Genomic DNA, 13,373 nt, shown 5'->3' with positions numbered 1-13,373 from the left:
TGCCTCGGAAGAAGGGTCGGAAAACGAAGCCGCGAAATAGGCCAAGAGCAATTCCAGGAAAAGGGTGTAACGGTTTTCCGTCCGGAATTGCGAAACACAACCTATGCCGCAGTTTTGTCGAGTGGCCGTTTCGTGTAAAGAGCGCGCACCTTAAAATTCTTGGACCAGCCAAGCTGGCCTTCCGCCCGAAATCGACAGGAAAAGTCTAGGAATGCGCACCGATACCGGCCATGTCTTCAGGCTCGAAGATTATCGCCCCAGCGACTATCTCATCCCCGCAACCAGCCTGGACTTCCGCCTGTCGCCGGACGCGACCCATGTCACCGCGCTGCTCACCATCGAGCGACGCGAGGACATCGCCGCCTCGGCGCCGCTGGTGCTCGACGGCGACGGGCTGACGCTGCTCGGCGTTGCCATCGATGGACGTGCGCTTCCGACCGGCGACTATGAGGCGACGCCGGACCGGCTGACGATCCTGAAGCCACCCGCGGCGCAGCGCTTCGAGCTGCGCCTGGAGACGGAGATCGCGCCCTCGCGCAACGAGGCGCTGATGGGCCTCTACCGCTCCAACAACGTCTATTGCACGCAATGCGAGGCCGAGGGCTTTCGCCGCATCACCTATTTCCTCGACCGTCCCGACATCCTGTCGGTATACACCGTGCGCATCGAGGCCCCGCACAACGAGGCGCCGCTCTTGCTTTCCAACGGCAATCCCGTCGAACGCGGCGCGCTCGCCGACGGCCGGCACTACGCGGTCTGGCACGACCCCTTCCCGAAACCCTCCTATCTTTTCGCGCTGGTGGCGGGCGCGCTCGGCAAGGTGGCGGGCAGCTTCACCACAATGTCCGGCCGGGAGGTCGAGCTCGGCATCTATGTCGAACCCGGCAAGGAGCGGCTTGCCGGCTATGCGATGGACGCGCTGAAACGCTCGATGAAATGGGACGAGGACGCCTTCGGCCGCGAATACGACCTCGACGTCTTCAACATCGTCGCCGTGTCCGACTTCAACATGGGCGCGATGGAGAACAAGGGCCTCAACGTCTTCAACGACAAATATGTGCTGGCCGACGAGGAGACCGCGACGGATGCCGACTTCGCCAATATCGAGGCGATCATCGCGCATGAATATTTCCACAATTGGACTGGCAACAGAATCACTTGCCGCGACTGGTTCCAGCTCTGCCTGAAGGAAGGGCTGACGGTTTACCGCGACCACGAATTCTCCGCCGACCAGCGTTCGCGGGCGGTAAGGCGCATTGCCGAGGTGCGCACGCTGCGCGCGCACCAGTTCCCGGAAGACCAGGGGCCGTTGGCGCATCCGGTCAGGCCGCGCCGCTACCGCGAGATCAACAACTTCTACACGGCGACCGTCTACGAAAAGGGTTCGGAAGTGGTGCGCATGATCCGCACCATCCTCGGCGCGGAGACCTTCCGTGCCGGCATGGACCTTTATTTCGAGCGGCATGACGGCCAGGCCGCGACGATCGAAGACTTCTTGAAAGTCTTCGAGGACGTCTCGGGCCGTGACCTCGCGCAATTCGCGCTTTGGTATCACCAGGCCGGCACGCCGAACCTGACTGTGAGCTCCACGCACAATGCGGCGGCCAAGGAGTTCACACTGGAGATCGAACAGTCGGTGCCGCCGACGCCGTCCGAAAGCCGCAAGCGGCTGATGCATATTCCTTTAGCCTTCGGCCTGGTCGGCGCCAACGGCAAGCCTGTCACCTGGACGGCCGTGGAGGGCGCAACTGTCGATGACGGCGTCATCCATATCCGAAAGCGCCGGCACACGGTGCGGTTTTCGGGCGTCTCGGAACGGCCTTCGGTGTCGCTCAACCGCGGCTTCTCGGCGCCGATCACGCTTTCGGTGCAGCAGAAGCCTGACGACCTGTTCTTCCTCGCGGCGCATGACAGCGATGCCTTCTCGCGCTGGCAGGCGTTCAACACGCTCTTGACCGACGCGCTGATCGCCGCCTTCCGCCAGATCCTCGGCGGCAAGCAGCCGGCCTTGGCGGCAAAGCTGACCGCGCTGGCCGGCAGGATTGCCGGCGACGAGACGCTTGAGCCGGCCTACCGGGCCTTGGCGCTGGCGCTGCCCGGTGAAGCCGACATTGCCCGCGACATCGGCAAGGGCATCGACCCCGACGCCATCTTTGCAGCGCGCGAGGCGCTGGCGCGGACGATCGGCGAGGTTAATCGCGAGGCATTCGCGGCGCTCTATGACAGGCTTGCCGACAAGGGTCCGTTCAGCCCCGATGCTGCGAGCGCAGGACGGCGCGCGCTGCGCAACACTTTGCTCGACTACCTCTCGCTGCAGCCGGGTGGCGCGGGCCTCGCCGCGCGGCACTTCACCGCCGCCACCAACATGACCGATCGCGCCGCGGCGCTGGCCGTGCTGGCGCATCGCCACCCACGCACGGCCGAGGCCGAAGAGACGCTGGCCGCCTTTGAGGCCCGCTATCGCGGCGACGCGCTGGTGCTGGACAAATGGTTCCAGATCCAGGCCGGCGTGCCCGGCGCGAAGACTGTCGAGAAGGTGCGCGAGCTGATGCGGCATCCGGCTTTCTCGATCGCCAACCCCAACCGGGTGCGTTCGCTGATCGGCACCTTCTCCAGCGCCAACCAGACCGGTTTCCACCGCGCCGACGGCGAAGGCTACCGCCTCTTCGCCGAGACGGTGCTGGAGGTAGAGAAGCGCAACCCGCAAGTGGCGGCGCGGCTGGCGACGGCGCTCAGGTCCTGGCGCTCGCTGGAGCCTAAACGGCAGGCCAAAGCGAGGCAGACACTGCTCGACATGGCGAAGGTTGAGAACCTGTCGGCTGATCTGCGGGATATTGTGGAGCGAACGCTGGCTTAGCGCTCTCTGCCTTCTGCTCCTGTGGGAGAAGGGAAAAGACAAATTTCAATCAACTTTTAATCTTTTTCGCCCGCGCCTCTGGACAAGGCGAATCGGCTTTGATTCTTTAATGGCGATTCGGGCGTGCGGCTTATCCGGATCATCCAGTATACGGCAGATCGGGGAGTGCCATTTATGGCCAAGGCGGACGCGTGGGGCGCGCCCGGAGGGAAGGCTTTTGCGCGTCGCAAGGCAAGGAACGATGGACTTGCCGGCAATACACGCCTGATCGCCGAACCAGCCTATCAGCGGCTCTTAGCCGCCGAGCCGCTGCTGCGCCGTTCGATCCCGGCTCTGATCATTATCTTCCTGATCGTCATCGCCGCGCTGCGCTTCGTGTCGCTGATGAACGAGCATGACGAGATCGAGCGCGACGTCAAGGCCGTGCTGGCGCTGGGCGCCGGCCAGATGGCGCAGGCCGTCACCGCCGACTCCAGCGCGGCCGGTGCCAACGCCGTAAGCCTCCTGGAGAACACCAGCCGCCAGGGCGCCATGAGCCGCGCTCATGTGCTTGCCATCACCGACGCCGACTTCAAGGTCATCGCCGTCTCGCCGCTGTCCACGGGCTGGCAGGGCCGCGCGCTCGACAGCCTCGTGCTGGGCGGCCAGCCGCTGTTCATGTTCGGCGACCGCGCCGGCGTGATGGATGTCAGCATCTCAGGACAGGACTGGTTTGCCGCCGTCAGCCTCGGCGGCGATCGCAAACATGCAGCCGCCGTGCTGGTGCCGCAGGAAGCGGTGTTCGACAGCTGGCGCAAGTCGATGTCGCTCAACGTTACGCTGTTCGTGCTGACGGCAGGCGTGCTGATCGTCATCCTGTACGCCTATTTCGGCCAGGCGGCGCGTGCCCAGGCCGCGGATCGCATCTATCTCGAGGCGCATCAGCGCATCGACATGGCGCTGGTGCGCGGCCGCTGCGGCCTGTGGGACTGGGACATGGTGCGCGGCAAGATGTACTGGTCGCGCTCGATGTACGACATGCTGGGCTACGAGCCCTGCGACACGATGCTTTCCTTCGGCGAGGTCGACGAGATCATCCATCCCGACGATGGCGACCTGTTCGAGCTCGCCAACCGCATCGTCGAACGCGAGATCGATCATATCGACCAGGTGTTCCGGATGCGCCATGCCGACGGACAATGGGTGTGGATGCGGGCCCGCGCCCAGGTGATCGATCCGGAAGCGCCGGAGATCCAGCTGATCGGCATCGCCGTCGACGTCACGGAGCAGCGGCACCTGGCGCTCCGGTCGGAAGCGGCGGACATGCGGCTCAGGACCGCGATCGAGAACATCAACGAATCCTTCGTGCTGTGGGATGCCGCCGAGCGGCTGATCATGTGCAATTCGAAATTCCAGAAGGACAATGGGCTGTCGGACCGCGACGTCGTGCCCGGCATTCTCCGCGACTCGGTGGAGGAGCGGATGCTGGCCTTCGCCTCGGAGCGCCGGCTCGCCAACGCCAACGGGCCGCAGGGCGGCGTCAGCTTCGAGCGCCAGCTCGCAGATGGTCGCTGGCTGCAGGTCAATGAGCTCAGGACCCGCGACGGCGGCATCGTCTCGGTCGGCTCCGACATCACCCAGATCAAGCTGCATCAGGAAAAGCTGGTCGATAGCGAGCGCCGGCTGATGGCGACGATCCACGATCTCAGCCTCGCCCGCCGCGCCGAGGAGGAACGCGCCAGCGAATTGGTCGAGCTCAACCGCAAATACATGAAGGAAACCGAGCGCGCCGAGGCAGCCAATCGGGCAAAATCCGAATTCCTCGCCAACATGTCGCATGAGCTGCGCACGCCGCTCAACGCCATCATCGGTTTCTCCGAATTGATGCAGCAGGGCCTGTTCGGGCCGCTCGGCTCGGAGCGCTACGAGGAATACGCGACCGACATCAACGGCAGCGGCAAATACCTGCTCGGCGTCATCAACGACATCCTCGATATGTCGAAGATCGAGGCCGGCCAGTTCTCGCTCGACCGCGAGGAGATCGACCTCTGCCCGCTGATCAGGGAGACGGTGCGGGTGATCTCACTGCAGGCGGCGGAAAAGTCGATCAATGTCGAGACGCGCATCGCCGACGCGATGCGGGTCTACGCCGACCGCCGCGCGATCAAGCAGATCGCCATCAACCTTCTTTCCAACGCGGTGAAATTCACCGGACAGGGCGGCAAGATCACGGTCAGGGCGCGCAACACCTCGGGCGCGCTGCTGCTCACCATCGAGGACAATGGCTGCGGTATCCCCAAGCAGGCGCTGAGCAAGCTCGGCCGGCCCTTCGAGCAGGTGCAGAACCAGTTCTCCAAGAACCACACCGGCTCGGGCCTCGGGCTCGCGATCTCGCGCTCCCTGGCCGAGCTGCAGGGCGGCGCGCTGAAGATCCGCTCGACCGAAGGCGTCGGCACCATCGTGTCGGTGCGCATTCCGCTGAAGAAGGCGCCAGCGGCGGTGAAGGCGGCGGCTTGATCAGAAGCGACCGGCACCGGGCTGAAGCAAACTTGAAAAAGTTATCCATTTTATCTATTTTGGATAAGAGGTGACTTTCCATGCGTGTGACATCGACGGAATTCCAGCAGAATGTGGGCCGCTTCCAGGACGCCGCTCAGCGGGCGCCGGTGGCGATAACCAAAAATGGCCGGACCCACACGGTGCTTCTTTCGGCCGCGATGTTCGAAGTGCTGGTCAAGGGCCGGGTCGCCCGCCCCGTCGAAGAACTTGACGATGAGACGCTGAAGGCTATTGCCGAGAGTGCGGTGCCCTCCCAGCATGACGAGCTGGATCAGATGCTCAAAGACTGGACGCCGTGAGCCTGTCCAAGCCTGTTCCCGGCCTGGTGATTTCCTATTCCTACCTGTGGTCGGACGAGCATAGGCAAGGCATCGAAGAGGGCCGCAAGAACCGCCCGTGTGCGATTGTAGCCGCACGTCGGATTGTGGAGGGACGTGAAGTCGTCACGGTGGTTCCGATCACGCATTCCCTCCCGGCCGATCCTGCCGATGTGGTCGAAATGCCTGCGCCTCTCAAGGCTTACCTTGGGCTCGATGATATGCCGTCATGGGTCGTAGTGAGCGAAACCAACGATTTCCTTTGGCCGGGGCTCGATCTCAGACCAATTCCCGGAAGCAGTCCCTTCCGCTTCCACTATGGAATGCTGCCGCCACGCTTCTACGCTCATCTGCGCGATCGGCTTCTGCAGGCACATGCGCGCCGCAAGCTCCGCCGCGTGCAACGCACCGATTAGTGTCGCGACCTCAGGGCCCTCCCGCACCCCGCAGAAGAAGGTAGAAGTCTTTCCTGACCTTCCGCGACGTCTCCTTGAGATGTGCCTCCAGCACGGCGAAATCCGGCAGGTCGGTGACCGCTAGAAGCAGGTCCGAAAGCCCCGGAGGGACATCGTCGCGCTGGAACTCGCCGGTTAGGCAAAGCCTGATCATCTGGGTCAGCGCCAGATACAGCCGGTAGGCTTCGCCAAGTTCTTCACGGATATCGGCGCCTGCGAAACCGGCGGCCAGCCGCGCCAGAATGTCGGCTGTCGCCGTCACCCTACGGCCGGGTTCGACATTGCCGGTGATGACCGCAATCTGGGCGATGAATTCGAGATCGATGAGCCCTCCGGGGATCAGCTTGATGTCCCAGAGGTCGCGCGGCGGCTTCTCCTTCTCGATCAGTGCCCGCATGTCCGAGGCTTCGGCTTTCACCATGGCGGCATCGCGCGGCTGCGCCAGCACCGCCGCCACTTCCGTCTCGAGCTCGGCGCAGAGCTCAGCATCGCCACCGATGGCGCGGGCCCGTGCCAGCGCCATATGCTCCCAGGTCCAGGCGTCCTGGCGCTGATATTTCTTGAACGCGTCGATATGGGTGGCGACCGGTCCCTTGTTGCCGGAGGGGCGCAGGCGCAGGTCCAGATCGTAGAGCACGCCTTCGGCCGTTGGCGCCGAGACGGCGGCGATCAGGCGCTGCGTCATGCGGGTGTAGTAATGCGAGGGCGCCAGCGGCTTCTCGCCGTCGGAGTCCTCGGCATCGGCATCATGGTCGTAGAGCAGGATGAGATCGACATCCGAACCCGCCGTGAGCTCGCGGCTGCCGAGCTTGCCCATGCCGAGCAGCGCCACCCTGCCGCCGGCGATCCTGCCATGGCGCAGCGCGAATTCGCCGATCACCGCGTTGAGCGCCGCCTCGATGGTGAGGTCTGCGAGATCGGAAAAGGCGCGCCCCGCCCGCGCCGGATCGATAGAGCCGGCAAGCAGGCGCACGCCGATCAGGAATTTCTGCTCGGAGGCGAAGATGCGCAGCCGGTCGAGCACATCCTCGTAGGCGCGGTCGCCTTCGATGAAGGCGGCAAGCCGGGCCGAGAGATAGGCGCGGTCCGGTAGTTCAGTCAGCAATGCCGGATCGAGCAGGCCGTCGAAGACGTGCGGGCGGCGCGTGATGATGGCTGCCAGCCGCGGCGCGGCGCCCATGATGGTCGCCATCAGCTTGAGCAGCGCCGGGTTTGACTGCAGCAGCGAGAAAAGCTGGATACCCGCCGGCAGGCCGGCGAGGAACTCGTCGAAGCGCATCAGCGCCTCGTCGGCGCGCCGCGTCTGGCCGAAGGCTTTGAGCAGCGCCGGCGTCAATTCCGTCAGCCGCTCGCGGGCTTCGGCCGATTGCGTGACGCGGTAGCGGCCGAAATGCCAGCCGCGGATGACACGGCAGATGTCACTCGGCCGCTGGAAGCCCAGGCGATGCAGCGTCTGCAGCGTGTCGGGATCGTCGACATCGCCGGTGAAGACCAGATTGCCGACGCCGGCCGACAGTTCCGGAGCGGTTTCGAACAGCGCCGCATAATGGCGCTCGACCTGCTGCAGCGAGACGCGGAAGGCCTGCGTGAATTCCGCCTCGCCGGCAAATCCCAGCATCAGCGCGATGCGTTTCAGCTCCTCGTCTTCCTCCGGCAGGATATGCGTCTGCTCGTCCGCCACCATCTGAATGGCGTGCTCGACGCGGCGCAGGAACCAGTATTGCCGAGTGAGCGCGTCGCGCGCGTCGGCAGTGATCCAGCCCCGCGCGGCGAGCGCTGCTAGCATCGGCACCGTCTCGCGGCCGCGCAGTTCCGGGAAGCGGCCGCCGGCAATGAGCTGCTGGGTCTGGACGAAGAACTCGATTTCGCGGATGCCGCCGCGGCCGAGCTTGACGTTGTGGCCCTTCACCGCGATCTCGCCATGGCCCTTGTGGGCATGGATCTGGCGCTTGATCGAATGGACGTCGGCGATCGCCGCATAGTCCATATATTTACGCCAGACATAGGGCTGCAATTCCTTGAGGAAGGCCGCGCCCGCGGCGAGGTCTCCGGCAACCGGCCGCGCCTTGATCATGGCCGCGCGCTCCCAGTTCTGGCCGCGCGCCTCGTAATAGCGAAGTGCCGCCTCGACGGGGATCGCCAGCGGCGTCGAGCCCGGATCCGGGCGAAGCCTCAGATCGGTGCGGAAGACATAGCCATGCTCAGTGCGGTCCTGGAGGATGCGCACGAGACGACGGGTGAGCCTGGAGAACAGCTCGGTCGCGTCGAGTGGATCGATGACGGCCGGCGCTTCCGGATCGAAGAAGACGACGAGGTCGATATCGGAGGAGAAATTCAGCTCATGCGCGCCGAGCTTGCCCATGCCGAGCAGGACCCAGCCCGAACCCTTCGCCGGTTCCGCCGGACTCGGCAGCTTGAGCTTGCCTTGCCGGTGCGCGTCGAGCAGCAGGAAATCGACGGCGGCTTTTGTGCAGGCATCGGCTAGATCGCTGAGACGGCGCACCGTCACCGATGTCTCCGCTTCACCCGAAAGATCGGCCAGCGCGATCAGGAAATGCCCTTCGGTCTTCCATTGCCTGAGCGCCATCATCAGGCTCGATTCGGAGGCGTCATCCGCGCTGGCCGCGCCGCCGATCGCCTCGCCGATGGCGCCGAGCCGCGCTTCGATTTTCCGGTCGAACAGCGTGTCGAGAATTTCCGGCCGCCGGCGCGCGACATCGCGCAGGAAGGGCGAGAGGTCGAAGACGGCCGCCAGCAGGTCCTGCAGCGGCTCCTCGCCCGTCAGGAACGCAGCAAGGCGGGAAAGCCCCTCTTCCTCGGCGGCATCGGCGATTTCCGACAACTCGCGCCGGGCATGCTCCGCATCCAAAGGGCGGAGTGCCAGCGTGGGGCTAAGCCGGAATTCGGATTCGATTTTCTTATTCGCCATTTATCCGCGCCATCAATGCGTCTCCCGCAACGGGAAACTCATGACCACGGACAATCCGGGATTGGCGGGCAAAAGATCAAGCCTTCCGTTGTGGAAAGTCATGATCGCCTTGGCCAGGCTGAGGCCGAGACCCGAGCCCGGCTGCGAGCGGCTCTTTTCCAGGCGCACGAAGCGCTCGGTGGCCCGGGCACGATCGGCGTGGTCGGGAATGCCGTGGCCATTGTCGGTGACGGTAAGCTTGATCTCATTGCCGGCGCGCTCCAGCGCCAGCCGCACTTTTGGCGTCTCGGCAGCGTCGGTCGAGTATTTGATGGCGTTGTCGACGATGTTGGACAGCGCCTGGCCGATCAGCTCGCGGTTGCCGTTGATCGTCAACGCCTCGGGCGCGGTCGCTTCCAGCGCGACGCCCGCTTCCTCAGCCACCGGCTCGTAGAGCTCGACGACATCGCTCACCGTGGCGGCGAGATCGACGGGGCCGGTCTGTTCCGAGGAATAGCCGGCCTCCAGGCGCGAGATCATCAGGATGGCGTTGAACGTCTTGATGAGCTGGTCGGATTCCGCGATCGTGGCTTCCAGCGCCTGGCGGTAATCCTCGATCTTGTGCCGGCCGGCGAGCGTCGCCTCGGCGCGGTTGCGAAGTCTGGTCAGCGGCGTTTTCAGATCATGGGCAATGTTGTCGGAGACCTGCTTCAGCCCCTCGTTCAGCATGGCGATCCTGGCCAGCATCGAATTGAGATTTTCCGACAGGCGGTCGAATTCGTCGCCGGCGCCGGTGACCGGCAGCCGTCCGGACAAATCGCCGCCCATGATGCGACGGCTTGCGTCCGAGACGCTGTCGATGCGCTTCAGCGCGGCGCGCCCGACGAAGAACCAGATCAGAATGCCGCCAAGTCCCATCATGCCGAGCGCCAGGGTCAGCGCGCGGCTGATGACCGCGCGGAAGCGCTCGGGTTCACCGAGGTCGCGGCCGACCAGCATGATCATCTGGTTGGGCAGCCTCAGCACCAGCGCGATCGCGTTGTGGCCCTTTTCCCCTGTCGACTGGGGAGTATTGGCGCTGTCGCCGGTCTGGGGTGCGGGCTGGTCGGTAGCTCCACTGCGCAGCCGGTCGAGCTCGCCCTCGCCGAAGCGCTGGTAGGAGAAGGGCTCCGTCGTCCAGCCCTCGGTCTCGATCACCCCCGGCTCCAGGCTCTGGACATTGCCGGTCAGGATCTGGCCATTGGCATCGGCGATCAGATAGAGATTGGCGCCGGGCTGGCGCGAGCGGGCTTCGACGACGCGCACCAGCACCGGCAGGCCGCCGCGCTGATAGGCGCGGGCCAGGCCCAGCACCTCGTCGTTGATGGTCTCCTGCGTCTGCGCGGTCAACATGCGCGCCGACAGCGACGTCATGTAGAGGACGAGCAGCACCGCGCAGAGCGCAAAAAGCAGAAGATAAAGCGCCGAAAGCCGGGCCGCCGTCGTCTTCATGATGGCCGGCAGGGAAAGAGCCATCTTGCTCCCTAGCCGCCTTTCAGCATGTAGCCGGCGCCGCGGATCGTGTGCAGGATCGGCTTGTCGAAGCCCTTTTCGATCTTGCCGCGCAGGCGCGAGACATGGACATCGATGACATTGGTCTGCGGATCGAAATGATAGTCCCAGACATTTTCCAGAAGCATGGTGCGCGTCACCACCTGGCCGGCATGGCGCATCAGATATTCGAGCAGGCGGAACTCGCGCGGCTGCAGCGTGATCTCGCGGCCGGCGCGCTTGACCGAATGCGACAGCCGATCGAGCTCCAGATCGCCAACGCGGTAGACGGTCTCGGACTCGCGCGCGCTGGCTCGGCGGTTCAGCACCTCGACGCGGGCGAGCAATTCGGAAAAGGCGTAGGGCTTGGTGAGGTAATCGTCGCCGCCGGCGCGTAAGCCCGTGACGCGGTCGTCGACCTCGCCCAGCGCCGAAAGGATCAGCACCGGCGTGGTGTTGCCGCGCGAGCGAAGGGCGGCGATCACCGACAGGCCGTCGCGGCGCGGCATCAGACGGTCGACCACCATCACGTCATAGTCCCCGGCATCGGCGAGCGCGAAGCCGGTCTCGCCGTCGCCGGCGACATGCGCGGTGTGGCCCGCCTCGGCGAAGGCTTTCTGCAAGTAGTCCGCCGCCTCGCGATCGTCTTCCATGACGAGAATCTTCATGGAGCCGTTATACGCGATTTCATTGGAAGATTGAGGGGCAGTCATTCTTCATGCCTTGCACTCATTAGTCGCATGTCTTCTTCCCAAACCGGCGACCACTTTTTTGGCGACAAGCATTTCGTTCCGCATGTCGTGATCCCAAAACCGGTGCCCACTTTTGGGCGACATGCGATAAGCGGCAGCGGGTGATGGGAAACCCGCTGCCGCCGGGAGCGAAACACGGTGACTGACTTACGTGCTCGGCCCCATGTTTCCCCACGGCGGCTCGGGGGTGTTGATACCGCCATGAGGAAAGCTGAAAGTCGATGTCAGCCCTTGCCGACCGGCAGCGCGACGAAGCGGTTCGAGTCGTCGCGGGTGATCTGCATCAGCACGGCCTTGCGGCCGGCCTTTGCGGCATCGGTCATCGCCTTGGAGACATCGTCGGTGGTGTTCACCTCGTTCGAGTTGATCGAGGTGATGACGTCGCCGGGCTGGATGCCGCGGTCGGCTGCGTTGCTGTCGGGATCGACGTCGGTGACCACGAGGCCCTTGCCATTGTCGGCCTTTGTGACGGTCAGGCCGAGATCGGCAAGCGTGTCGGGTTTAGCGGCGGGCGCCGACTGCTTGTTGCTGTCGTCGTTCGACGCCTGCTTGTCGCTCGCGGGCAGCGTGCCGAGATCGACCTTGACCGCTTCTTCCTTGCCGTTGCGCCAGACGGTAACATCGACCGATTTGCCCGGCGCGAATGCGCCGATCATGCGGGCGAGCTCCTTCGGCGAGGCGACGTCCTTGCCGTCGACCTTGGTGATGACGTCGCCAGCGACGATGCCCGCCTTCTTGCCCGGACCGCCATCCTGGGCGCTCGAGACCAGCGCGCCCTTGTCCGACTTCAGGCCGAGCGACTCGGCGATGTCGGAGGTGACCGGCTGAATCTCGACGCCGAGCCAGCCGCGCTGAACCGAGCCGCTCTTCATCAGATCCTGGACGACCTGCTTGGCGGTCGAGGCCGGGATGTCGAAGGCGATGCCGACGCTACCGCCCGACGGCGAGAAGATAGCGGTGTTGATGCCGATCACCTGGCCGTTGAGGTTGAAGGTCGGACCGCCCGAATTGCCCCGGTTGACCGAAGCGTCGATCTGGATGAAATCGTCATAGGGGCCGGCGCCGATGTCGCGGCCGCGGGCCGAGACGATGCCGGCGGTGACAGTGCCGCCAAGGCCGAAGGGATTGCCGACGGCAACCACCCAGTCGCCGATGCGGACCTTGGAATCGTCGGCGAAGTCGACATAGGTGAACTTGTTGCCGCCGCCATCGACCTTGAGCACGGCAAGGTCGGTGCGCGGGTCGGTGCCGATCAGCTTGGCGTCGAGCTCCTTGCCGTCATTGGTGACGACGCTGAAATCCGAGCCTTCCGTGACGACGTGGTTGTTGGTGACGAGATAGCCGTCTTCCGAGATGAAGAAGCCCGATCCTTGAGCGACCGGACGCGGCTGGCCATTGCCATGGTCGCGGTGGTTGAAGCGGCGCATGCCGAACTGGCCACCCGGACCCTGGTCGCCGAAGCCGCGGAATTCCTTGAAGAAGCGGCGCAGCTGCGGATTGTCAGGCAGGTTGTCGAAGCCGTCCTGATCGTCCGAGCCGTCGTCGGCCGTCGGCTGGATCTTGGCCTTGACCTTGACGCTGACGACCGCCGGCGAGACATGCTCGACGACATCGGCGAAACTCGGCACCTGCGGAGCTTCGACGCGCACGGCATCGGCCAGCACGGGGGCGGTGCCGGTGGCAAGCGCGCCCGCGCCGACCGTTCCGACAACGGCCAGGGAAGCGACGGCGGCCATCAGGCGCTTTCGGGTGCGGGAATATGAATTGGGGGCAATGTTCATGGGATTTCGTTTCCTCTTTCGAAGGGATGCACTCAGGCGATGCATCCTCGGGCAAGAGAATTAGAGAGCCGCACATTACGGCGCCATTTCCACTACATGAAAGTTTTGTAATGTTGGGGATTGGCGACGATGCGCGGGATCACGAGGTCAAAATGACCAAACGCCGTACCAACGAACTCGAGTCTCAGTCGAATCGGGGACCAAGACGATCGAAAGCATCAAGCGCACGATAGCC

At 64.4% G+C, this 13,373-nt stretch carries 8 protein-coding genes; 4 read left to right on the top strand and 4 right to left on the bottom strand.

Annotated elements, in window-relative coordinates:
• Nucleotides 1-211 precede the first annotated feature (211 nt).
• From pepN to LB553_RS08745, 4 genes are all read left to right on the top strand, one after another.
• On the top strand, nt 212-2,857 hold the full coding sequence (gene pepN, locus LB553_RS08760; protein ID WP_224512371.1) for an aminopeptidase N: 2,646 nt from the start codon (nt 212-214) through the stop codon (nt 2,855-2,857).
• Nucleotides 2,858-3,031: 174 nt separating this feature from the next.
• Nucleotides 3,032-5,353 carry a PAS domain-containing sensor histidine kinase gene (locus LB553_RS08755; protein WP_224512369.1) on the top strand — a complete coding sequence of 774 codons (2,322 nt, stop codon included), beginning with the start codon at nt 3,032-3,034 and terminating at the stop codon, nt 5,351-5,353.
• An 80-nt stretch (nt 5,354-5,433) separates the two neighbouring features.
• Nucleotides 5,434-5,694, top strand: coding sequence for a type II toxin-antitoxin system prevent-host-death family antitoxin (locus LB553_RS08750; protein WP_224512367.1), 261 nt, complete (start codon nt 5,434-5,436; stop codon nt 5,692-5,694).
• Nucleotides 5,691-6,128, top strand: coding sequence for a hypothetical protein (locus LB553_RS08745; protein ID WP_224512365.1), 438 nt, complete (start codon nt 5,691-5,693; stop codon nt 6,126-6,128). The genes LB553_RS08750 and LB553_RS08745 overlap by 4 nt, the downstream gene beginning before the upstream one ends.
• A gap of 10 nt (nt 6,129-6,138) precedes the next feature.
• Here the strand turns inward: LB553_RS08745 and LB553_RS08740 are convergent, their stop codons facing one another.
• The 4 genes from LB553_RS08740 to LB553_RS08725 all read right to left on the bottom strand — a co-directional run bounded on the left by LB553_RS08740 (nt 6,139) and on the right by LB553_RS08725 (nt 13,138).
• Entirely contained in the window at nt 6,139-9,096 is a 2,958-nt protein-coding gene (locus LB553_RS08740; RefSeq protein WP_224512363.1) for a bifunctional [glutamine synthetase] adenylyltransferase/[glutamine synthetase]-adenylyl-L-tyrosine phosphorylase, read from the bottom strand.
• Between the two features lie 12 nt (nt 9,097-9,108).
• Nucleotides 9,109-10,590, bottom strand: a complete 1,482-nt coding sequence (locus tag LB553_RS08735) for a sensor histidine kinase (protein ID WP_224512361.1) — start codon at nt 10,588-10,590, stop codon at nt 9,109-9,111.
• Between the two features lie 8 nt (nt 10,591-10,598).
• Nucleotides 10,599-11,273: a response regulator transcription factor gene (locus LB553_RS08730; RefSeq protein WP_040991372.1), complete on the bottom strand. Its 675-nt coding sequence runs from the start codon at nt 11,271-11,273 to the stop codon at nt 10,599-10,601.
• Nucleotides 11,274-11,581: 308 nt separating this feature from the next.
• Entirely contained in the window at nt 11,582-13,138 is a 1,557-nt protein-coding gene (locus LB553_RS08725; RefSeq protein WP_224512359.1) for a Do family serine endopeptidase, read from the bottom strand.
• Between the last annotated feature and the right edge of the window lie 235 nt (nt 13,139-13,373).

The organism is Mesorhizobium sp. CA8 (assembly GCF_020164955.1).
GTDB lineage: Bacteria > Pseudomonadota > Alphaproteobacteria > Rhizobiales > Rhizobiaceae > Mesorhizobium.
The sequence above is the reverse complement of the archived record's forward strand: the minus strand, read 5'-3'. Positions and strand labels throughout refer to the sequence as shown.